This window comes from Luteimonas endophytica, from assembly GCF_029887875.1.
Taxonomy (GTDB): domain Bacteria; phylum Pseudomonadota; class Gammaproteobacteria; order Xanthomonadales; family Xanthomonadaceae; genus Luteimonas; species Luteimonas endophytica.
This window is the reverse complement of record NZ_JARXRM010000032.1, coordinates 77,990-100,661: the sequence shown is the minus strand read 5'-3', so window position 1 is coordinate 100,661 and position 22,672 is coordinate 77,990. Positions and strand designations below refer to the sequence as shown.

19 protein-coding genes are annotated in these 22,672 nt (G+C 71.2%); 14 read left to right on the top strand and 5 right to left on the bottom strand.

The window, feature by feature from the left end:
* Positions 1–9: 9 nt before the first annotated feature.
* From QFW77_RS10525 to rnt, 3 genes are all read left to right on the top strand, one after another.
* The gene (locus QFW77_RS10525) at positions 10–780 is read left to right on the top strand and encodes an SDR family NAD(P)-dependent oxidoreductase (protein ID WP_280574608.1); all 771 of its coding nucleotides are present in this window, start codon (positions 10–12) and stop codon (positions 778–780) included.
* A 178-nt stretch (positions 781–958) separates the two neighbouring features.
* On the top strand, positions 959–1,525 hold the full coding sequence (gene efpL, locus QFW77_RS10520; RefSeq protein ID WP_280574607.1) for an elongation factor P-like protein EfpL: 567 nt from the start codon (positions 959–961) through the stop codon (positions 1,523–1,525).
* A gap of 55 nt (positions 1,526–1,580) precedes the next feature.
* Complete coding sequence (gene rnt, locus QFW77_RS10515) at positions 1,581–2,222, top strand: ribonuclease T (protein ID WP_280574606.1); 642 nt, start codon at positions 1,581–1,583, stop codon at positions 2,220–2,222.
* Positions 2,223–2,454: 232 nt separating this feature from the next.
* On the opposite strand, the gene dapE is transcribed toward rnt, so the two are convergent.
* The 5 genes from dapE to map form a co-directional block, all read right to left on the bottom strand.
* A complete protein-coding gene (gene dapE, locus QFW77_RS10510) occupies positions 2,455–3,585 on the bottom strand; it encodes a succinyl-diaminopimelate desuccinylase (protein WP_280574605.1) in 1,131 nt (376 codons plus the stop codon).
* Between the two features lie 31 nt (positions 3,586–3,616).
* Positions 3,617–3,979, bottom strand: a complete 363-nt coding sequence (locus QFW77_RS10505) for an arsenate reductase (RefSeq protein ID WP_280574604.1) — start codon at positions 3,977–3,979, stop codon at positions 3,617–3,619.
* Between the two features lie 97 nt (positions 3,980–4,076).
* The gene (dapD, locus tag QFW77_RS10500; RefSeq protein WP_280574603.1) at positions 4,077–4,940 is read right to left on the bottom strand and encodes a 2,3,4,5-tetrahydropyridine-2,6-dicarboxylate N-succinyltransferase; all 864 of its coding nucleotides are present in this window, start codon (positions 4,938–4,940) and stop codon (positions 4,077–4,079) included.
* Between the two features lie 22 nt (positions 4,941–4,962).
* On the bottom strand, positions 4,963–7,584 hold the full coding sequence (gene glnD / locus QFW77_RS10495; protein ID WP_280574602.1) for a [protein-PII] uridylyltransferase: 2,622 nt from the start codon (positions 7,582–7,584) through the stop codon (positions 4,963–4,965).
* Positions 7,584–8,366 carry a type I methionyl aminopeptidase gene (map, locus tag QFW77_RS10490; protein WP_280574601.1) on the bottom strand — a complete coding sequence of 261 codons (783 nt, stop codon included), beginning with the start codon at positions 8,364–8,366 and terminating at the stop codon, positions 7,584–7,586. Before map ends, glnD begins: the two co-directional genes overlap by 1 nt.
* Before the next feature lie 1,349 nt (positions 8,367–9,715).
* Between map and rpsB the strand changes: the two genes are divergently transcribed.
* From rpsB to bamA, 11 genes are all read left to right on the top strand, one after another.
* The gene (gene rpsB / locus QFW77_RS10485; RefSeq protein WP_280574600.1) at positions 9,716–10,579 is read left to right on the top strand and encodes a 30S ribosomal protein S2; all 864 of its coding nucleotides are present in this window, start codon (positions 9,716–9,718) and stop codon (positions 10,577–10,579) included.
* 141 nt (positions 10,580–10,720) lie between these two features.
* On the top strand, positions 10,721–11,599 hold the full coding sequence (gene tsf / locus QFW77_RS10480) for a translation elongation factor Ts (RefSeq protein ID WP_280574598.1): 879 nt from the start codon (positions 10,721–10,723) through the stop codon (positions 11,597–11,599).
* Between the two features lie 187 nt (positions 11,600–11,786).
* Positions 11,787–13,271, top strand: a complete 1,485-nt coding sequence (locus QFW77_RS10475) for a GGDEF domain-containing protein (protein WP_280574596.1) — start codon at positions 11,787–11,789, stop codon at positions 13,269–13,271.
* Positions 13,272–13,357: 86 nt separating this feature from the next.
* Positions 13,358–14,080: a UMP kinase gene (gene pyrH / locus QFW77_RS10470; protein WP_280574593.1), complete on the top strand. Its 723-nt coding sequence runs from the start codon at positions 13,358–13,360 to the stop codon at positions 14,078–14,080.
* Positions 14,081–14,149: 69 nt separating this feature from the next.
* Complete coding sequence (locus QFW77_RS10465) at positions 14,150–15,061, top strand: cation diffusion facilitator family transporter (RefSeq protein ID WP_280574591.1); 912 nt, start codon at positions 14,150–14,152, stop codon at positions 15,059–15,061.
* Between the two features lie 108 nt (positions 15,062–15,169).
* On the top strand, positions 15,170–15,727 hold the full coding sequence (gene frr, locus QFW77_RS10460; RefSeq protein ID WP_280574589.1) for a ribosome recycling factor: 558 nt from the start codon (positions 15,170–15,172) through the stop codon (positions 15,725–15,727).
* Between the two features lie 119 nt (positions 15,728–15,846).
* Positions 15,847–16,608, top strand: a complete 762-nt coding sequence (gene uppS, locus QFW77_RS10455) for a polyprenyl diphosphate synthase (protein ID WP_280574699.1) — start codon at positions 15,847–15,849, stop codon at positions 16,606–16,608.
* Positions 16,605–17,441: a phosphatidate cytidylyltransferase gene (locus QFW77_RS10450; RefSeq protein WP_280574588.1), complete on the top strand. Its 837-nt coding sequence runs from the start codon at positions 16,605–16,607 to the stop codon at positions 17,439–17,441. Before uppS ends, QFW77_RS10450 begins: the two co-directional genes overlap by 4 nt.
* Before the next feature lie 71 nt (positions 17,442–17,512).
* Entirely contained in the window at positions 17,513–18,691 is a 1,179-nt protein-coding gene (gene dxr, locus QFW77_RS10445) for a 1-deoxy-D-xylulose-5-phosphate reductoisomerase (RefSeq protein WP_280574587.1), read from the top strand.
* 10 nt (positions 18,692–18,701) lie between these two features.
* Positions 18,702–20,057, top strand: a complete 1,356-nt coding sequence (gene rseP, locus QFW77_RS10440) for an RIP metalloprotease RseP (protein WP_280574586.1) — start codon at positions 18,702–18,704, stop codon at positions 20,055–20,057.
* Between the two features lie 61 nt (positions 20,058–20,118).
* A complete protein-coding gene (gene bamA, locus QFW77_RS10435) occupies positions 20,119–22,653 on the top strand; it encodes an outer membrane protein assembly factor BamA (RefSeq protein ID WP_280574585.1) in 2,535 nt (844 codons plus the stop codon).
* Positions 22,654–22,672: the final 19 nt, after the last annotated feature.

Sequence of the window (22,672 nt, the reverse complement as noted above, 5' to 3'; positions counted from 1 at the left end):
GAGCCCACCATGCTCGTTTCCGACATCCGCGCCATCGTCACCGGCGGCGTCTCCGGCCTGGGCCTCGCGGTGGCCCGGCATCTGGCGGCCGGCGGCGGCCGGGTCGCGCTGTTCGACGTCGACGACGCCAAGGGCGCCGCCGCGGTGGAGGAACTCGGCGCAGGGCGGGCCCGCTTCTTTCGCACCGACGTGACCGACGAGGCCGGGGTGGTCGCCAGCGTCGAAGCCGCACGCGGGTTCCTCGGCGGGCTGGACGCCGCGGTCAACTGCGCCGGCATCCTCGGCGCCGGCCGGGTGCTCGGCCGCGAGGCGCCGATGCCGCTCAAGCAGTTCTCGACCACGGTCATGGTCAACCTGGTCGGCAGCTTCAACGTCGCCAAGGCCGCGGCCGCGGTGATGCAGCACAACGACCCGGGCGAGGACGGCGAGCGCGGCGCTATCGTCAATACCGCCTCGGTGGCGGCGTACGAAGGCCAGATCGGCCAGGCCGCCTACTCCGCCTCCAAGGCCGGCGTGGTCGGCATGACCCTGCCGATGGCGCGCGAACTGGCCCGCTTCGGGATCCGCGTCAACACGATCGCCCCGGGGATCTTCTGGACCCCGATGGTCGACGCCATGCCGGAGGACGTGCAGACGTCGCTGTCCGCCTCGATCCCGTTTCCCTCGCGCCTCGGCCGCCCGGAGGAGTTCGCGGACCTGGTCGCCTGCATCCTCGGCAACCGCTATCTCAACGGCGAGACCATCCGCCTCGACGGCGCGGTGCGGCTGGCGCCGAAGTGATCGGGATTCGTGATTCGGGACTCGTGACGGGTGATTCGCAACAGCGGGTCATCGGCGAGATCGGCCGGCAGGAGACGCCGGCCCAGCAATCCTGGAACGGGCGGTCACCATCCCCAATCGCGAATGACGAATCACCGATCACCACCCACCAATCATCAATCAACAACCACGGTCCCCAATGAAAGCCAGCGACATCAAGAAGGGCAACGTCATCGAACACAACGGCGGCGTGTACCAGGTCCGCGACATCGAGCGCAGCGCGCCCCAGGGGCGCGGCGGCAACGTCAAGTTCCGCTTCACCCTGTACGCGGTGCCCGGCGGTGGCAAGCTGGACCTGAGCGCCGGCGCCGACGAGGATTTCCGCGAAGTCGAACTCTCGCGCCGCCAGGCGAGCTTCTCCTACAAGGACGGCGAGGCGTTCGTGTTCCTCGACGACGAGGACTACACCCCCTACACCCTGGATGCCGACGTGGTCGGCGGGGACGCCGGCTATGTGCACGACGGCCTGACCGGCTGCTACGTGCAGATCATCGACGAGGCCCCGGTCGGCCTGCAGCTGCCGCAGACGGTCGCGCTCGAGGTCGTGGAGACTCCGCCGGAGCTCAAGGGCGGCACCGCCACCAAGCGCCCCAAGCCGGCGCGGCTGAGCACCGGCATCGAGATCCAGGTGCCCGAATACATCGGCAACGGCGAGCGCGTCCTGGTCAACACCACCAGCGGCGAGTTCGCCGGCCGCGCCGATTGAACCCCCGGCGCGGGCGCGGCACGGCCCGCGGCCGCGGGCCTGCTAGGCTGGAGCCATGAACCAGACCCCTCCCGCCGCGACGCCCGCCAGCCCGATGGCGAAGCGCTTCCGCGGCTACCTGCCGGTGGTGGTGGACGTGGAAACCGGCGGCTTCGACTGGACCCGGCACGCACTGCTGGAGATCGCGGTGGTGCCGATCGACCTCGACGCCGGCGGCCGCTACGTGCTCGGCGAGACCGCCAGCGCCCACGTGGTGCCGGCCGACGGCACCGAGATCGATCCGCAGTCGCTGGAGATCACCGGCATCGATCTCGACCACCCCTTCCGGCTCGCCAAGCCCGAGCGCGAGGCGTTGAACCACGTGTTCGCGCCGATCCGCACCGCGGTGAAGAAGCACGGCTGCCAGCGCGCGATCCTGGTCGGCCACAACGCCCACTTCGACCTGAATTTCCTCAACGCCACGGTGGCGCGCTGCGGCCACAAGCGCAATCCGTTCCATCCGTTCAGCGTGTTCGACACGGTGACCCTCGGCGGCGTTGCCTACGGCCAGACGGTGCTGGCGCGCGCGGTCCAGGCCGCGGGCTTCACCTGGGACAGCGCCGAGGCGCATTCGGCCGTGTACGACGCGGAACAGACCGCGCGCCTGTTCTGCGCGGTGGTCAACGCCTGGCCGCCGCCGCCCTCGCCCGCCCCGTAGGCGCGGCCCCGCGGAAGCCGCGGGCGGTTCCGGCCGGGTCGGCGGCCATCCCAGGGCACCGCCGACCGCGCCGGCATTCGCGTGCATGGCACGCGCCTGCGAGGAGGCGGCCCCACGTGGGAGCGGCCCATGGCCGCGAAGGCCGCGGGCGGACCCGCCGCGCCGGCCGTCATCCCAGGCGTTGGCGCCCGCAGCGGCTGTCGCGCGGACGGCGCATCCGACCGCGGGACGATCATCGCGCCAGCAACCGCTCTATCAATGCCAGGTACACCCCCGGCAAAGCCTCCAGATCGGCGACGCGCACGTGCTCGTCGACCTGGTGGATGCTGGCGTTCACCGGCCCCAGCTCGATGCACTGCGCGCCCAGCGGGGCGATGAAGCGCGCATCCGAGGTGCCGCCGCCGGTGCTTTCCTCCGGGGCGTTCCCGGTGAGCGCGGTCAGCACCTCCCGCGCGGCCGCGCGAAGCGGCCCCTCCGGGGTGTGGAACGGCTCGCCGCTGCGGTGCCAGCCCAGGGTGTAGTCCAGCCCGTGCGCGTCCAGCGTCTCCGCCACCGCGGACTCGAGCCGCGGCGCGTCCCAGTGGGGGTTGTAGCGCAGGTTGAACCGCACCCGCAGTTCGCCCGGGATGACGTTGCTGGCGCCGGTGCCGGCGTGGAGGTCGGAGAGCTGCAGGCTGGTGGGGGGAAAGCTTTCCCAGCCGTGGTCCCAGCGCCGCGACACCAGCGCCTGCAGCGCCGGCAGCGCGAGGTGCACCGGGTTGCGGGCCTGCTCCGGATAGGCGACGTGGCCCTGCACGCCATGCACCGTCAGCGATGCGGACAGCGAGCCCCGCCTGCCGACCCGCAGCAGGTCGCCGAGCCGGACCTTGGAGGAGGGTTCGCCGGTGATGCACCAGTCGATGCGCCGGCCCCGCTCGCGAAATTCCCGCGCCACCCGGCGCACCCCGTCGATGGCATCGCCTTCCTCGTCCGAGGTCAGCAGCAGCGCCAGGGTGCCGGCATGCCGCGGGTTGGCGGCGACGAACCGCTCGGCGGCGACCACGAACGCCGCCACGCCGCTCTTCATGTCGGCCGCGCCGCGGCCATACAGCATGCCGTCGCGTTCCTCCGGCACGAACGGGTCGCTGGCCCAGGCCTCGCGCGGGCCGGGCGGCACCACGTCGGTATGCCCCAGCAGCACCAGCACAGGGCCACCCCCGCCATGGGTCGCCCAGAGATTGTCGACCTCGCCGTAGCGCAGGTGCTCGAGCGCGAAGCCGGCGCGCGCCAGCCGCGCGGCGATCAGCGCCTGGCAGCCCGCATCGTCCGGGGTGACCGAGGCGCGGCCGATCAGATCGCGGGCGAGCTGGAGGACATCGGACATGGGCGGCGGATCCGTGTTGCGGCCGCTCAGCCTAGCAAGGCCCCTTCCCGAACCGCTTCTTGAAGCCGTTGTCGGTGAAGCCCTGGGTCGTGATCCCGTCGCCGGTGACCACGACCGGGCGCCGGATCAGCTGCGGATACTCGCGCAGCAGCAGCTTCCACTCCGCCTCCGAGCCCGGCGCCTTGCGGGCCGGCGGCAGGTTGCGCCAGGTGGTGGAGGACTTGTTGACCAGCGCGTCCCAACCACCGGCCTGCGCCGCCCAGCCGGCCAGCGTCTGGGCGTCCTGCGGGGTCTGGCGGTAGTCGACGAATTCGTGGGCGACGCCGAAGCGGTCGAGCCACTTGCGCGCCTTCGCGCAGGTATCGCAGTTCTTCAGTCCGTACAGCGTGGTCATTCGATCTCCCGGAATTGGCGCCGGCATGGCGATGCGGCGCGCCCTTGGTACCCGAAGGCGCCGGTGCGGTGGCGCCGGGGCCGGCCGGCGACGACGGTCATGCCAGCCCGCGCAGCAATTCGTTGACCGAGGTCTTGGCGCGGGTGCGCTCGTCCACCCGCTTGACGATCACCGCGCAGTAGAGCGAGTGGCTGCCGTCGGCCGCCGGCAACGCGCCGGCCACCACCACGCTGCCCGGCGGCACGTGCCCGTAGCTGGTCTGGCCGGTGGCGCGGTCGTAGATGCGGGTGCTCTGGCCGAGAAACACGCCCATGCCGATCACGCTGTGGTGGCCCACGACCACGCCCTCCACCACCTCTGAGCGGGCGCCGATGAAGCAGTGGTCTTCGATGATCGTCGGCGCGGCCTGCAGCGGCTCGAGCACGCCGCCGATGCCCGCACCGCCGGAGATGTGGCAGTGGCTGCCGACCTGCGCGCACGAACCGACGGTGGCCCAGGTGTCGACCATGGTGCCGGCGCCCACGTACGCGCCGATGTTGACGAAGCTCGGCATCAGCACCACGTCGCGGCCGAGGTGGCTGCCGCGACGGGCAACGGCGCCGGGCACCACGCGCACGCCGAGCGCGCGGAAAGCGGCTTCGTCGTGCCCGGCGAAGCGCGCCTCGACCTTGTCCCAGAACGGCGCCGGCCGGGCGTCTACCACCGCCATGTCGTTGACCCGGAAGTACAGCAGCACCGCCTTCTTCAGCCAGGCGTTGACCCGCCAGCCGCCGCGACCGTCCGGCTCGGCCACGCGCAGCACCCCGGCCTCCAGCCCGAGCATGGCCTGTTCCACGGCCGGCCGCACGGCGCCGGAGATCTCCTCCGGGGTCAGCGCAGCGCGCCGCTCGAAGGCGCTGTCGATGGTCGTCTCCAGCAGGTCGAGGGCGGAGCGGTCGGCAACGAAGGCGGGGGCGGTCATCGGCGGGATCGTCTCGTGGGGGTCATCGTGGGGCATCGCCGTCGATCGTCGCCAGCAGCGCCTCGCGCAGCGAGTCCTGGCGCGCGGCGTCCAACGCGCGGTTGCCGGCATCGGCCAGGCGGAACACGTCCTCGACGCGCTCGCCGTAGGTGGCGACGCGCGCATCCTGCACGCGCAGGCCCTGCAGGCGCATCACATGGGCGACGTCCGCCAGCAATCCCGGGCGATCGGTGCAGACCAGGCTGAAGACGGTGTGGCGGCCGTCGGCGCTGTCGCTGAAGGCGATCTGCGGCACCACCCGGAAGTGGCGCAGGTGCCGCGGCTGGGCGCGTCGCGCCGGGCGCACGTCGAGCGAGCCGGCCAGTACCGTCAGCAGCTTGCGTTCGATCGCTCCCAGGTCGGGAGCGTGACGCGGGTCGGCAGGCAACACCTGGAAGATGTCGAAGATGGTGCCGCCGGGGCCGTCGATGGCGCGCGCCTGCTGGATCGCCAGGCCGCTGCGGTCGAGGGTGATGGCGATCGCGGTGAACAGGCCGTCGCGATCGCGCGCGTGCACGAACACCTCGAGCGCCTGCGCCCCGGCGGCCAGCTGCCGCACCCGCACCACGCTGTCGCCCGGGGCGCTGCCGCGCAGGGCCAGGACCTGCCAGGCGATCTGATCGGCGCGGCCGCGCAGGAACAGCGGCTCGGGCATCCGCGCGAACAGCGCATCGGCCTCGTCGTCGCCGACTCCGTGGGCGGTGAGCAGCCCGCGAGCGCGGTCGCGGGTCTCGGCGATGCGTTCGACCGCCGCCACCGGGTTCTCCAGCCCGCGGCGCATCGCCAGGCGGGTGGCGGTGCGCAGGTCGGTGAGCAGGCGGTCCTTCCAGGCGTTCCACAGCTTCGGCGAGGTGCCGGCGATGTCCGCGCAGGTCAGCAGGTAGAGATAGTCCAGCCGTTCGCGGTCCGCGACCTCGCTGGCGAAGCGGTGGATCACCGCCGGGTCGGAGATGTCCAGCTTCTGCGCGGTGGTCGACATCAGCAGGTGCTTGCGCACCAGCCATTCCACCAGCGCGGTGTCGGCCTCCCCCAGTCCGTGGCCCTCGCAGAACTCGCGCGCGTCGACCGCACCGAGTTCCGAATGGTCGCCGCCGCGGCCCTTGGCGATGTCGTGGAACAGCCCGGCCAGCAGCAGCAGTTCGGGCTTGCGCAACTGCGGCCAGACCTCGTGGGCGGTGGAGAAGCGCGCGTCCGGCGCCTCCATCGAGAAACTGGCGATGTTGCGCAGCACCGCCAGGGTGTGCTGGTCGACCGTGAACACGTGGAACAGGTCGAACTGCATCCGCCCGGATACCTGCGCGAACTCCGGGATCCAGACCCCGAGCACGCCCATCCGTGACATCCGCTCCAGCGTGCGCACCGGGGTCGGGCCGCGCAGCAGCGCCAGGAACTGGGTGCGCAGCTCGGCGCCGGCATCGCGCCACGAGGGCAGCGCGTGCAGCGACTCGGCCAGCGCCCGTGCGGTCTGCGAGTGCAGGCCGCGGATCTCCGGGCGCTCGGCCCAGATCGCGAACAGGTCGAACACGCGGCCGATGTCGCCGCCCGGCCAGACCTCGTCGCGGGCGACGAGGTAGCCGCGGCGGGTGGCGAAATCGGCGTCCATCGGCACCAGTTCGCCCTCGCCTTCGATCTGCTCCTCGAACCGCTGCAGCAGCCGGTCGTTGATCCGCAGCACCACCGAGGCGCTGCGGTAGAACTCCTGCATCATCCGCTCGACCATGGCGTTGTCCGCCTCGGCGACGTGGGCCATGCGCGCGGCCAGCGCCTTCTGGTGGTCGAATCGCAACCGTTCCTCGGCCTTGCCGGCCACCAGGTGCAACCCGAAGCGCAGCCGCGACAGGGTCCGGCGCTCGCGCTCGAGGGTGGCGTATTCGTCCACCCCCAGCAGCCCCAGGGTGATCAGCTGCTCGAGCCCGTAGGCATCCAGGACCCGCCGCGCCATCCAGCGCAGGGTGTGGACGTCGCGCAGGCCGCCGGGGCCGTCCTTGAGATTGGGCTCGAGGTTGTCGGCGGTGTCGCCGTAGCGCGCATGGCGCTCGCGCTGCTCCTGGCGCTTGGCGGCGAAGTAGCGGTCCGGGGGCCAGGTGCGCTCGACCGAGATCGCGTCGTTCAGGGTCCGCACCTCCGCCAGGTTGGCGAGCAGTGGCCGGGCCTCCTGCAGCGAGGTCTGCACGGTGAGGTCGGCGGCGGCGGCGCGGGTGCATTCGGCGGCGCTGCGCACCGCGTGGCCGACCGGCAACCCGGCATCCCAGAGCAGCGCGAACAGCCGCGCGAGCGCATCGGCATGGCGCTCCTGCGAGCCCTCCTCGGCCAGCGCCAGCACGTCGATGTCCGAGTGCGGGAACAGCTCGCCGCGCCCGTAGCCGCCGACCGCGAACAGCGCCAGCGGCGCATCGGAGGGAATGCAGCGCGCCCAGGTCTGCCGGACCCAGCCGTCGACGGCGTTGACGCGTTCGGCCAGCAGGCGGTCGATCTCCTCGCCGGCGTCGAAGCGGCGGGCGAGTTCGGCATCGTGCTCGGCCAGCGCGGCGCGCGCCTCGGCGGCCCACGCGGCATCGTCGGGGCCGCCGCCGTTCGCCTGCCCGCCTGGCGCGCCGTTCGCCATCAGAGGAACCGGTCGTTGTCGTCGCCGGGTACGCGGGTGAGGATGTCGAAACCGTCCGCGGTCACGGCGATGGTGTGCTCCCACTGCGCCGACAGCTTGCGGTCCTTGGTGACCACCGTCCAGCCGTCCGGCAGCACCCGGGTATGGCGCGTGCCTTCGTTGATCATCGGCTCGATGGTGAAGGTCATGCCCTCCTGAAGCACGGTGCCCTCGCCCGGCCGGCCGTAGTGCAGCACCTGGGGCTCGTCGTGATAGACCCGGCCGATGCCGTGGCCGCAGTACTCACGCACCACGGTGAAGCGCTCGCCTTCGGCGTATTTCTGGATGGCGTGGCCGATGTCGCCGAGGGTGGCGCCCGGACGCACCGCACGGATGCCCTCGAACAGCGCGTTGCGGGTGGTCTCGACCAGGCGCCGGGCCATCACCGAGGGCGTGCCGACGTAGTACATCCGGCTGGTATCGCCGTGCCAGCCGTCCTTGATCACGGTGACGTCGATATTGATGATGTCGCCGTCCTTGAGCACCTTGGCTTCGCTGGGAATGCCGTGGCAGATGACGTTGTTGGCGGAGATGCAGGTCGCCCGCGGATAGCCGCGATACCCGATGTTGGCCGGGGTCGCGCCCTGCACGTCGACGATGTGGTCGTGGCAGATGCGGTCGAGTTCCTCGGTGCTCACTCCGGGCTTCACGTGCGGGGCGACGACCTGCAGCACCTCGGCGGCCAGGCGGCCGGCCACGCGCATCTGCTCGATCTCTTCGGGGGTCTTGAGGGTGATGGCCATCGGGCCATTATCGCCGATCCGGCCGCACCGGGCCCGCAGGACCCGGTCGGCTGCGTCATCCCTGTCGAATGGCTGCGGGCTCGAGGCGCGATCAAGCCGCCGACGGCCGATTCAAACATCCCGGCGCGGCTCACGTCGCGCAGTACATCGAAGCGCTCTGGACGGCTGTCGAATAGCCGCCACCACTTCTCCAGGCGCATGGGCGGGTGGGTTCGTGGGCTTCGGAGGCAGCGTCGCCCGGGCCGGGGGACGCTCCCCGGCGAAGTCGGGCCGTCCATGGCCCGATCCGCCGCCGCAGACCATCCCTGGTCTGCTGTCCGCATCCCCCGGCCCGGACGCCGCGTCGGCGATTCACTTGCGGATGTCCGGTAGCCAATCGCTCCGAAGCCGGCCAACGCCCCGCGCAGTGCACGAAGGCGCCTTGAAGACCGTCGAACAGCGGCTATTTGCTTCCGCTCCCCGTGGCGACGGTGACAGATCACCTCAGCGGACGGGGCTGCCTGGCGCGGCCGGACGGAAGGGCGGAGCAACACCCCCGCGCGGCTCACGCCCCGCGCAGTACACCGAAGCCGCTCTGGAAAGCTGCCGGATAGCCGCATAGCCGCCACCACTTCGACAATGCACAAAGCAGGTGAGCTCGTGGGCTTCGGAGCCAGCGTCGCCCGGGCCGGGGGATGCTCCCCGGCGGAGTCGGGCCATCCATGGCCCGATCCGCCGCCGCAGGCCGTCCGTGGCCTGCTGTCCGCATCCCCCGGCCCGGACGCCGCCTCGGCGATTCACTTGCGGGTGCTCGGTAGCCCAACTCTCCGAAGCCAGGCGACACTGCAGCGGGAGACGTGTCGGGGTGTTGCTGAGAGCAGGCCATGGATGGCCTGCGGCCCTGACTCCGGCCATGGATGGCCGGACGGAAGGGCGGAGCAACACCCCCGGCGCGGCTCACGCCCCGCGCACTGCACCGAAGGCGCTCTGGAGACCTGTCACACAGCGGCCATTCGCCTGCGCCCCCCGTGACGACGGTGACGGATCACCCCAGCGGATGGGGCTGCCTGGCCCCCCCTCGCAGCTCTCTCCGACATGGGGCTGCCCAGCCGGGAGTTGCCCCTCGCCCAGTGAAACGCTAGAATTCCGCGGCTGCGTCGGCTCCGGCCGTCCGCACCGCCCACGCCGGGCGACACCGGCGAATACACACCCGCTGCCGCAGCCCGTGCCGGGGTGCCCCGCGATCCACGGATCCGGGGTTCGGTCACGGAGGCGGCGGGGAAGCCCAACCCCGGAACCTCGCGCCCGCATGCGGGCGCACCGCCCCTACCCTTTTCGGGCGGCCGGTTCCACGCCAGGAGTTACCAGCGATGCCCCAGATCACCATGCGCCAGATGCTGGAGGCCGGCGTTCATTTCGGCCACCAGACCCGCTACTGGAACCCGAAGATGGCTCCCTACATCTTCGGCGCCCGCGGCAAGATCCACATCATCAACCTGGAGAAGACCGTTCCGCTGTTCGGCGACGCGATGAACTTCATCTCGGCCATCGCCCAGAAGCGCGGCATGATCCTGTTCGTCGGCACCAAGCGCAGCGCGCGCGAAGCCGTCAAGGAAGAAGCCGAGCGCTGCGGCATGCCCTACATGACCCAGCGCTGGCTCGGCGGCACCCTCACCAACTTCGCCACGGTGAAGAAGTCGGTCGGCCGCCTCAAGGAGCTCGAAGCCGCCGAGACCGACGGCACCTTCGAGAAGCTGGTCAAGCACGAGGTGCTGGGCCTGCGCCGCGAGCGCGAGAAGCTGCTTGCCTCGCTCGGCGGCATCAAGGAGATGGCGCGCCTGCCCGACGCCCTGTTCGTGATCGACATCGGCCATGAAGGCATCGCCATCAAGGAAGCCAAGAAGCTCGGCATCCCGGTGATCGCGGTGGTCGACACCAACTACGACCCGGCGCTGGTGGACTACGCCATTCCCGGCAACGACGACGCCATCCGCGCCGTGCAGCTCTACGCTCGCGCCGCCGCCGACGCCGTGCTCGAGGGCAAGGCCGCCGCGCCTTCCGCCGCCACCGTGCGCGAGGAGGACTTCTCCGAGGGCGGCGATGGGGACAAGCGCCGCGGCCCGGCCAGGAAGGCCCCCGCCAAGAAGAACGCGGAGGCTGCCGCACCCGCGGCCGAGACCGCTCCGGCTGAACCGGAGGCGAAGGCCTCCGGCGAGGCGCCAGCCGCAGGGTAACCGCCCTGCCACGCGGCCGCGCGATGCTGCGAGGCCGCCGTTTCCCGCAGGAGCGCCCGACGGCGTGAGCCGGCCCCGGCCGGCGGTTCCCGCGCCCATGCGGCGCTCCTGCGCACCACACCCGCATTCAGAGGTATCCCGATGGAAATCACCGCAAGCCTGGTCAAGGAACTGCGCGAGCGCACCGGCGCCGGCATGATGGAGTGCAAGAAGGCGCTCACCGAGAACAACGGCGACGTCGACGCCGCGGCCGAGGCGCTGCGCAAGTCCGGCCTGGCAAAGGCCGACAAGAAGGCCAGCCGCGTCGCCGCCGAGGGCCGCATCGCCACCGCCCAGGGCGAGGGCCGGGCGGTGCTGGTCGAAGTCAACTCCGAGACCGATTTCGTCGCCAAGGACGACAACTTCATCGCCTTCACCGAGGCCGTGGCGCAAACCGCGCTCGAGACGGGCGGCACCGACGTCGAGGCGCTGAAGAGCGCCAAGCTGGCCTCCGGCGAGAGCGTCGAGGAAGCGCGCGCCGCGCTGATCGCCAAGGTCGGCGAGAACGTGCAGGTGCGCCGCATCGCCCGCATGGACAGCGACAACAACGTTGCCGCCTACGTCCACGGCGGCCGCATCGGCGTGCTGGTCGAGGTCCGGGGCGGCGACGCCGAGCTGGCGCGCGGGCTGGCCATGCACGTGGCCGCGATGAACCCGCCGTACAACAAGCCTGGCGACGTCCCGGCCGACTTCATCGCCAAGGAAAAGGAGATCGAGCTGGCCAAGATGTCCGACAAGGACCGCGCCAAGCCGGCCGAGATCCTCGAGAAGATCGTCAGCGGCAAGATCAACAAGATCGTCAACGAGGTCACCCTGTACGGGCAGCCCTACGTGCTCGACACCAACCAGAGCGTCGAGGTCGCGCTGAAGTCCGCCGGTGCCGACGTGCTCGGCTTCCAGCGCCTGGCCGTCGGCGAGGGCATCGAGAAGGTGGTCGAGGACTACGCCGCCGAGGTGATGAAGCAGGCCGGTCTGGCCTGAGCCCTTCACCACCGCGTGGAGAGAACAAGCCGCGGTGCCCGCGGCTTTTTCTTTGGTCTTCCCCCGACCGGCCCGGCGCCCCGTGGGTTCCGGGGCGGGGCTACAGTTCCCGGGCGGACGGCCGATATCCGTGGCGCCCACGGAGCGCCCAGGCGATCCGTCCAGACCGCCACGGAGCCCGCAGTCGATGCACCCGGAGCTCGAAACCCTGCTCGGACGCTGCCGCGATCTCCCGACGCCGCCCGGGGTGGCGCTGCGGGTCCTCGAACTGGCCCAGGACCCTGCGACAGACCTGGCCGCCACCGCCGAGGCGATCTGCCTGGATCCCGCCCTGAGCGCACGGATCCTGCGGATCGCCAACTCGCCGCTGTTCGCCAGCGCCACCCGCCGCCCCTCGGCGACGGTGTCGCAGGCGCTGGCCCTGCTCGGCCTGAACGCCGCGCTCAGCCTGGCGCTCGGATTCTCGCTGGCCACCACCATGCGCGGCGGCGCCCAGGCCGCAGGGGCGCGCGAGCGGTTCTGGCGCCGCAGCGTCCTGAGCGCCATGGCCAGCCGCCTGCTCGGCGAGCGCGCGGGTCTGGAGCGGCTCGAGGAACTGATGCTGGCCGGGCTGTTGCAGGACATCGGTGCGCTGGCGCTGATGCATGCCCTGCCGGCGCGCTACGCGAGTCTCGACGCCGCCCCCGGCGGGGTCCCGCCGCTGCAGCGCGAGCGCGCTCTGTTCGGCAGCGATCACGCCGAGGTCGGCGCCTGGCTCGCGGCCCGCTGGAACCTGCCCGCCTACCTTCAGCGGATCATCGGCCACCACGAGAGCGGACCCTACCGGGGCGATCCTGAGCTCGCCTGCGTCTCCGGCTCGGGTCTGCTCGCCGATCTCTGGCTGCGGGCGGGGGGCGCGGAGGAACTGCGCGCGATCGCCGCCGAACTGGAGCGGCGTACCGGGCTGTCGGGGCCCGAGACCGCGCACATGCTCGAGCGCATGTCCGCCAGCGCGCCCGAGCTGGCTTCGCTGTTCGAGGTCCGCCTTGAACCCCATGAGGCGCGCGGGCTCCAGCGCCAGGCGCTGGAGCTGATGGTGGTGCGCAACCTGGTGGAGGTGCGCGACGCCGCCGATACCCGGCGCGAGATCGAGGCGCTCAAGGCCAGGACCCGCGATCTCTCCGAACAGGTCCGCCGCGACCCGCTCACCGGGGCCTACAACCGCCTTCAGCTGGAGGAGGTGCTGCAGCGCGAGTTCGAGGAAGCGCTGCGCTGCAAACGGCCGCTCTCCATCGCCTTCATCGACCTCGACGACTTCAAGCGCATCAACGACCGGCACGGACACCTGGTCGGCGACCAGGTGCTGCAGGAGTTCAGCCGTTGCCTCAACGGGCGGTTGCGGCAGACCGACCTGCTGGCGCGCTACGGCGGCGAGGAGTTCCTCATAGTGCTCAGCAACTGCGACGCGGCCGCGGCGCGGGCCACGCTCGAGCGGATCCTCGCGGAGATCTCGCGCACGCCGATGGCGCTGGTCGACGGGGTACCGCTGTACATCACCTTCTCCGCCGGACTGGCCTGCCAGGGCGGCAGCGACCAGTTCGCCAGCGCCGAGGACCTGCTCAAGGCCGCCGACGAGGCGCTCTACGGCGCCAAGCGCGACGGCCGCAACCAGGTGGCCACGCCGGCCGGCTGAGTCGTTGCGCGGGATCCAGGGAACCGACGGCACGGCGATCGGCTAGAATCCCCGCGCTCGCCCCTGCCCCCCCCCCCGAGGTCCGGATGTCAACGCTCGCCTATCGCCGCATCCTGCTCAAGCTGTCCGGCGAGGCCCTGATGGGAGAGGAGGACTACGGGATCGATCCGAAGGTGATCGGCCGCCTGGCCCTGGAGGTGGTCGAGGCGCAGCAGGCCGGCGCCGAGATCGCGCTGGTGGTCGGCGGCGGCAACATCTTCCGCGGCGCGGGCCTCGCCGCCGGCGGGATGGACCGGGTCACCGGCGACCAGATGGGCATGCTCGCCACCGTGATCAACGCCCTGGCGATGCAGGACGCGCTCGAGAAGGTCGGCGCCAAGGCGCGGGTGATGAGCGCGATCAAGATCAACGACGTCTGCGAGGACTACATCCGCAGGCGGGCCATCCGGCATCTCGAGAAGGGCCGCATCGTGATCTTCGCCGCCGGGACCGGCAACCCGTTCTTCACCACCGATTCCGGCGCGGCCCTGCGCGCCATCGAGATCGGCGCCGACCTGCTGCTCAAGGCCACCAAGGTCGACGGCGTGTACGACGCCGACCCGAAGAAGAACCCGGCCGCCATCCGCTTCGACACCCTGACCTACGACGAGGTCATCGCCCGCGACCTGCAGGTGATGGACACCGCCGCGTTCGCGCTGTGCCGCGACAGCGAGCTGCCGCTGCGGATCTTCGACATGGGCCAGCCCGGGCAGCTGCTGCGGATCCTGAAGGGGGAGCCGATCGGCACCCTGGTTCAGGGCCGGGGCTGAGCCGCCCCCGCCCCGGCGGCGCCCGCCCCTGCGATAGTGTCCGCCGCCGCCGCATGGCAGGCTTGCGCGGTGCATTCCCATCCCCACCACCAGCATCCGCACCCCAGGCCCGGAACCGGCTCGGCGACCAGGGCGTTCGCGGCCGTCACCCTGATCAACCTGGCCTATACCGCGCTCGAGGCCGGATACGGCTTCGCGATCAACTCGCTGGCGCTGCTCTCCGACGCGCTCCACAACCTCGGCGACGTGCTCGGGCTGGCGCTCGCGTGGGGCGCGGCCGCGCTGGCCCAGCGCCCCGCCCGCGGGCGCCTGACCTATGGCTGGGGCCGCGCCACCCTGCTCTCGCCGCTGGCCAACGGCCTGCTGATCGTCGGGTTTTCCGGGGCGCTGCTGTGGGAGGCCATGCGCCGGATCGCGGAACCGCCCGAGGTGCCGGGGACCACCGTGATGCTGGTGGCGGCCCTGGGCATCGCGGTCAACCTCGGCGCCGCCTGGTTCGTGCGCGGGGATCACGGCCACGACCTGAACCGCCGCGGCGCCTACCTGCACCTGGTGGCGGACGCCGGCGTCTCGCTCGCGGCGGTGCTGGCCGGCCTGGGCATGCTCGCGTTCGGCTGGGCCTGGCTCGATCCGGCGATCGCGCTGCTGATCGGCGTGGTGATCGCCTGGAGCGCCACCGGTCTGCTGCGCGAGAGTTTCGGCGCGGTGCTGGACGCGGTCCCCCCGCAGGTGGATCCGGCCGAGGTCCACGCCCTCCTCGCCGGCCTGGACGGCGTGCGTGCGGTTCATCACCTGCACATCTGGCGGCTGGCCGCGGGCAGGATCGCGCTGACCGCGCATCTGGTCCGCACCCCGGCGGCGGACCACGACGCCTTCCTGCACGCCGCGGCGGAAGCGCTCGACCGGCGCTTCTCGATCAACCACGCCACCCTGCAGATCGAGCACGAAGGCGCCTGCGGCGACCCGCCGGCGGCGCACTGAGCCCCAGGTTCGTTCCCTGCCCGAACCGCCCCGGCGCGCTCCGCGCCCGGCAGCGCCTGCCGGCCCCGCTATAATCCCGCGGTTACCGATAACCGACCGGAGCCGGCGATGCTCAACGAAATCCACAAGGACGCACAGACCCGCATGCACAAGAGCATCGAGGCGCTGCGCCACGACCTGACCAAGGTCCGCACCGGGCGCGCCTCGACCGCGCTGGTCGATCATCTCAAGGTCAGCTACTACGGGTCCGAGATGCCGCTGTCCCAGGTCGCCAGCATCGCCGTGACCGACGCGCGCTCGCTGACCATCACCCCCTGGGAGAAGCAGATGGTGGCGCCGGTGGAGAAGGCGATCCTGGCCTCGGACCTGGGCCTGACCCCCAATACCGCGGGCACCGTGATCCGCATCAACATGCCGGCGTTGACCGAGGAGCGCCGCCGCGAGCTCTCCAAGCACGTCCACAACGAGGGCGAGAACGCCAAGATCGCGATCCGCAACATCCGCCGGGATGCCAACCAGAAGGTCAAGGAGCTGCTCAAGGAGAAGCAGATCAGCGAGGACGAGGAGCGCCGCAGCGAGGACGAGGTGCAAAAACTCACCGACCAGGCGATCCGCGACGTCGATGACGTGGTCAAGGCCAAGGAACAGGAGTTGATGGCGGTTTGAAGGCCGTGACGGGTGATTCGTGAATCGTGATTGGCCAGAAGCCACAACCTGGAGAGGCCATACCATTGCCTGAGACGCAGGATTCGCAGGACCGCGCTCCGCCGAATCACCCATCACCAATCCCGGATCGCGGCGCCCTGCCCCGCCACGTCGCGGTGATCATGGACGGGAACGGGCGCTGGGCCGCGCGCCGGCGCCGGCCGCGGATGATCGGCCACCGGGCCGGCGCGCGCGCCGTCAATCTGTGCATCGACTTCTGCCTGGATCGCGGCATCGGCGCGCTGACCCTGTTCGCGTTCTCCAGCGAGAACTGGGGCCGGCCGGAGGAGGAGGTCGGCGCGCTGATGAAGCTGTTCCTCAACGCGCTCGAGCGCGAGGTCGAGGAGCTCGACCGGCGCGGCGTGCGGATCCGTTTCATCGGCGAACGCGAGCGCTTCGCCGGACCGATCCGCGAGCGGATGGACGCCGCCGAGGCAAGTACCCGCGGCAACGGCCGCCTGCACCTGGCCATCGCGGCGAGCTACGGCGGACGCCAGGACGTCGCCGCCGCCGCCCGCGCGCTGGCCACCGAGGTCGCCGCCGGCCGGCTGCGGCCCGAGGACATCGACGAGCGCGCCGTGGGCGCGCGGATGGCGCTGTCCGACCTACCCGACCCCGACCTGTTCATCCGCACCGGCGGCGACCTGCGGATCAGCAATTTCCTGCTCTGGCAGCTCGCCTACACCGAGCTGTGGTTCACCGATATCCTGTGGCCGGAGCTCGACACCGCCACGCTGGAGCGGGCGCTGGCCGACTTTGCCGCGCGCGAGCGGCGTTTCGGGCTGACCGGCGAGCAGGCCGGTGGCTTCTCCAACCTCCCTTCGGACCGGGCCCCGGAATGACGAGAACACGTGTATTCGCGGCGCTGATCATGGCGCCGGTGGCGATCGCCGCGGTGCTGCTGCTGTCCACTCCCTGGATGGTGGCGGCCGGCGCGGTGCTGTTCCTGGCCGGGCTGTGGGAGTGGTTCCGGCTGGCGGAGGTCGACGACGCCCTGGCGCGCGGGGTCCTGCTGCTGGCCAACCTGCTGCTGATGGTGGCGCTGGTGTGGGCCTCTTCGGTCGACGGCAGCGGCTCGCTGGTGCTGTTCAAGCTGCTGGCGGTGCTCGGCCTGGTCTGGTGGATGCTGGCGATGCTGTGGCTGCGGCGCCCCGAGTTCGCCTCCGACCACGACACCCACGCCCGGGTCCTCAAGCTGGCCGCGGCCACCGCCAGCGTGATCCCCGCATGGTGCGCGCTGGCGGTCATCCACGCCGGCCAGCCGCACGGCCATCGCTGGCTGCTGATCGCGCTGGCGATCGTGTGGGCGGCGGACACCGGCGCCTACTTCACCGGGCGCCGCTTCGGCAGGCGCAAGCTGGCGCCCCGGATCAGCCCGAACAAGACCGTCGAGGGGCTGCTGGGCGGGGTCGCCGCCGGCGTCCTGCTGGCGGTGCTGGCGGCGCCGCTGGCCGGCGCCAGCCTGGCGCAGCTGCCGCTGGTGGCCCTGGTGGCGCTGCTCACCGTGGTGTTCTCGGTGATCGGCGACCTGTTCGAGAGCCTGCTCAAGCGCCACGTCGGCGCCAAGGACTCGGGCACCATGATTCCCGGCCACGGCGGCCTGCTCGACCGGATCGACAGCGTCCTGGCGGCGCTGCCCGCCTTCGCCGTCGGCCAGATCTGGCTCGGGTTCTGAGCCGGGATGCGGATGCCGGCGCCAGCGCGACCGCCGATGCCGGGCCCGGGCATCCGCGCCGGGCGGCGCGCGTGAGCGCGGTCCGCAATGTCGCGGTGCTCGGCGCCACCGGCTCGATCGGCGGCTCCGCGCTGGACGTGATCGCACGCCACCCGCAGCGGCTGCGCGCCAGTGTGCTGGCGGCCGGGGGCAACGTCGACGCGCTGCTGGCGCTGTGCCGCGCACATCGCCCCGACCACGCCGTGATCGCCGACGAATCGCGCTTCGCGGCGCTGCGCGACGGGCTGCGGGCGGCCGGCCTGCCGGTGCGCGCCTACGCCGGCGCGGCCGCACTGGAAGGGCTGGTGGCCGGCGACGCCTGCGATACGGTGGTCGCGGCGATCGTCGGCGCGGCCGGGCTGGACTCCACCCTGGCGGCGGCGCGCGCCGGCAAGCGCCTGCTGCTGGCCAACAAGGAGTCGCTGGTGCTGGCGGGAGAGCTGCTCACCGCCGCGGCACGCGGCGCCGGCGCCACCATCGTGCCGATCGACAGCGAGCACAACGCGATCTTCCAGTGCCTGCCCGGCGGACGGGTGGACGAGGGCGTCCGCCGCCTCGTGCTGACCGCATCCGGCGGGCCGTTCCGCGGGCGCAACCGCGCCGAGCTGGCGGGCGTGACCCCGGCCCAGGCGGTGGCCCACCCGAAGTGGTCGATGGGGCCGAAGATCTCGGTCGACTCCGCGACGCTGATGAACAAGGGCCTGGAGGTGATCGAGGCCCATCACCTGTTCGGCCTGCCCGACGCCCGCATCGAGGTGCTGGTGCATCCGCAGAGCCTGGTCCATTCGCTGGTGGAGTTCGTCGACGGCTCCACCCTGGCGCAGCTGGGCCTGCCGGACATGCGCACCGCTCTGGCGGTGGGGCTGGGCTGGCCGAAGCGGATCGCGTCGGGGGTGCCCGGGCTGGACCTGCTGACGCAGGGGCGCCTGGATTTCGAAGCGCCCGACCCCGACGCCTTCCCCTGCCTGGCGCTGGCCCGGCAGGCCCTGGTCAGCGGGGGCACCGCACCGGCGGTGCTCAGCGCCGCCAACGAGGTGGCGGTTTCAGCCTTCCTTCAGGGCCGGATCGGTTTCCTGAACATTCCGGGGCTGGTCGCGGACACCCTCGCCGCGCTGCCCGCGACGGCCGCGGGCGACCTCGACGAGCTGCGCGCGGCGGATGCCGCCGCGCGCCGTCATGCCCTGTCCGCAATCCCGCGCCACGCCGCATGAGCCCGCCTGCATGAGTACATTCTTCGGTTCCGTGTGGTGGCTGCTGGTCAGCCTCGGCGTGCTGGTGACCTTCCACGAGTTCGGCCACTACTGGGTGGCGCGGCGCAACGGGGTGAAGGTGCTGCGATTCTCGGTGGGTTTCGGCCGGGCGCTGTGGTCGCGCCGCGGCCGCGACGGCACCGAGTACGTCGTCGCGATGCTGCCGCTCGGCGGCTACGTGAAGATGCTCGACGAGCGCGAGGCGCCGGTGCCGCCGGAACAGCTCTCGCAGTCGTTCAACCGCAAGTCGGTGTGGCGGCGCATCGCCATCGTCGCTGCCGGCCCGGCCGCGAACCTGCTGCTGTGCGTGGCCCTGCTGTGGGCGATGTTCGTGATCGGGCGCCCCGACTACGCCCCGGTGGTGGGCCACAGCGAAGGCATCGCCGCAGAAGCGGGCCTGCGCCGCGGCGACGCCATCGAGGCCGTCGGAGCACGCGCGACCCCGACCTGGAACGAGCTGCAACTGGCGCTGCTGCCCCCCGCCCTGGATCGCGCCGACGTGCGATTGCGGGTGCGCGGGGCCGACGGCGAGGTGGGCACGCGCACCCTGCCGCTCTCGCGCCTACCGGCCGAGCTCGACGACCGCCAGCTGCTGTCCGGGATCGGGCTACTGCCGCGGCATGCGCTGCTGCCGCCGGTCGTCGGCCGGGTGCTGCCGGACTCGGCCGCCTGGGGAGTGCTCGCCGAGGGCGACCGCGTCACCGCGCTGGACGGCGCTCCGGTCGGCACTTTCGACGAAATCGGCCCCCTGGTGCAGGCGCTGGGCGGCGATAGCGGCATGATCGAGGTCGAGCGCGATGGCGAGCGCCTGGCGCTGGAGATCTCCCCGCGCCTGGAGGAGACCCCGGAGCGCGGCCGCTTCTGGGCGCTCGGCATCACCCCCCAGGAAGCCGACGCCCCCCCACGCGACGCGCTGCAGCGCTACGGCCCGCTACAGGCTGTTCCCGCCGCAGTGCGCGAGACCGCGCACCTGACCGGGCAGCTGTTCGGCATGATCGGACGCGCCTTCAGCGGCAAGGTGGCGGTGGAGAACACCGTGGCCGGCCCGATCACCATCGCCCGCGCCGCCAACGCCTACGCGCAGCAGGGGGTCGCCTGGTACCTGACGATCCTCGCGCTGCTGTCGCTCAGCCTGGCGGTGCTCAACCTGTTGCCGATCCCGCTCTTGGATGGCGGGCATCTCCTGTATTACCTTATCGAGTTGGTCAAGGGCAGTCCGTTAAGCGAACGTGCCATGGTCGCCGGGCAATATGTCGGGCTGGCGCTGCTGGCCAGCCTGATGGGGCTGGCGTTCTACAACGACATCCTGCAACTGATGCAACGATGACTGCCCGCAACCCGTCCTCGCGGCTCCGCGACGGCGAGATCTCCCCAAACGGACGCACTAGATGACGCGAATTCCAAGCCGCCGCCTGCTCGCCCTCGCCCTGACCGCGGCCATCGCCGCCCCCGCCTGGGCGCAGACGGAAACGGCACCGCCGCCATCGGCCGCGTCCCCCGCCAGCGCGCGCTTCACCGTCGCCGACATTCGCGTCGACGGCCTGCAGCGGATCGGCGCCGGAACGGTATTCACCTACCTGCCGATCGAACGCGGCGACGAGGTCGACCAGACCCGCGTCGGCGAGGCGATCCGCGCGCTCTACCGCACCGGCTTCTTCGAGGACGTCCGGATCGGCCGCCAGGGCGACATCCTGGTGGTGACGGTCACCGAGCGTCCGGCCATCAACCGCCTCACCCTGACCGGCAACAAGGACATCCAGACCGAGGACCTGATGAAGGGCCTCACCGAGATCGGGCTGGCCGAGGGCGACACCTTCGACCGCCTGGCGCTCGACCGTGTCACCCAGGAACTCACCCGCCAGTACAACAACCGCGGCAAGTACAACGTCGACATCACTCCGACCGTGTCGCGGCTGGACCGCAACCGCGTCGACGTGACCATCGCCATCGACGAGGGCAAGGCCGCCAAGATCCGCCATATCAACCTGGTCGGCAACGAGCTGTACGAGCAGGAGGACCTGCTGGAGAACTGGGAGTCGGCCGAGAGCAACTGGCTCAGCTGGTATCGGCGCGACGACCAGTATTCGCGCGAGAAGCTCGACGGCGACCGCGAGAAGCTGCAGAACTTCTACATGGACCGCGGCCACCTCGACTACAGCGAGGACGGCATCCAGGTGGCGATCAGCCCCGACAAGCGCGACATGTACATCACCGCCGGCATCACCGAGGGCGAGGTGTACCGGATCTCCGGGGTCGAGGTCACCGGCGACACCGTCCTGCCGAAGGAGCAGATCGAGCAGCGGGTGTTCCTGCGCGAGGGCCAGACCTTCTCGCGCGCCCTGCTCGAGCTCAGTTCCGACGCGATCATCGCCACCCTCAGCAACATCGGCTACGCCTTCGCCCAGGTCAACCCGATTCCCGAGGTCGACCGCGAGAACCGCACCGTGGCGATCAACATGCAGGTCGTGCCGGGACCGCGGGTCAACGTGCGCCGGATCGTGTTCAAGGGCAACACCCGCACCTCCGACGAGGTGCTGCGGCGCGAGATGCGCCAGTTCGAGGGCAGCTGGTACTCGCAGGCCGCCGTGGACCGTTCCAAGGTGCGGCTGCAGCGGCTCGGCTTCTTCGAGTCCGGCAGCGTCAACGTCGAGACCGAGCCGGTGCCGGGCAGCGCGGACGAGGTGGACGTGGTGTTCAACGTCACCGAGACCACCTCGGGCAGTTTCGTGTTCGGCCTGGGCTACTCGCAGCTGTCGGGCGTCACCACCTCGATCCAGCTGTCGCAGAACAACTTCCTCGGCAGCGGCAACCGGGTCTCGATCGAGGCCAGCCGCAGCAGCTATCTGCAGCGCTACGCGTTCTCCTACCTCAACCCCTACTTCACCGACGACGGGCTGTCGCTGGGCTACAACCTGTGGTGGCGCGAGTTCGACAACTCCGACTTCAACACCGCCCAGTACTCCTCCACCAGCGCCGCCAGCCAGGCGGTGCTGGGCATCCCGATCTCCGAGCACGACAGTTTCTCGCTGCTGTTCGGCATCGACCGCAACGAGATCTTCACCTTCCGCGGATCGACCCCGGACTCCATCGTCGACTACATCGACGCCTTCGGCGCGCGCACCTTCCACGCCTGGCGCAGCGAGGTGGGCTACGCCCGCGACACCCGCAACGACTTCCTGCAGCCGACCCGGGGCACCTACCAGCGCATCTCCGCCGAGGTCACCCTGCCCGGCTCCACCGCCGAGTACTACAAGCTCAACTACGAGTTCTCCAAGTACTGGCCGATCAGCCGCGCGCTGGTGCTCAACACCCGCGCCGAGCTGGGCTACGGCGACAGCTACGGCGACGACGTGACCCGCAACATCTGCTACAACAATCCGGTCCTCGACGATCACGACGACGATCCCGATACCCCGGACGTGTGGGTGCCCGGCGCCGATCCGTCGGACCCGTGCGAGCCGTCCTCCGACGACTTCGTCAGGACGGTCACCGCCGGCGGCCTGCCGTTCTACGAGAACTTCTACGCCGGCGGCACCCGCTCGGTGCGCGGCTTCCGCGACAACACCCTGGGCCCGCGCGAGGGCGCCGGGGACAGCACCTTCCTGCAGCCGCTCGGCGGCGCGTTCAAGACCGTCGGTTCGCTGGAAATGTACTTTCCGACCCTGCTCGACTCGCCGGCGGCGCGGATCTCGGCGTTCGTCGACTTCGGCAACGTGTACAGCGATTTCGACGCCTTCGAAGCGAAGGAGCTGCGGATCTCGGCGGGCGTCGCGCTGATGTGGCGCGCGCCGGTGGGCCCGATCTCGATCAGCTACGCGTTCCCGATCGAGAAGCAGGACACGGTGCGCGGCGGTTCCGGCGACCTGATCCGCGAGGGCGACGAAGTCGAGCGCCTGCAGTTCACGTTCGGCGGCGCGTTCTGAGGCCGCGGCGCCGCCCGGT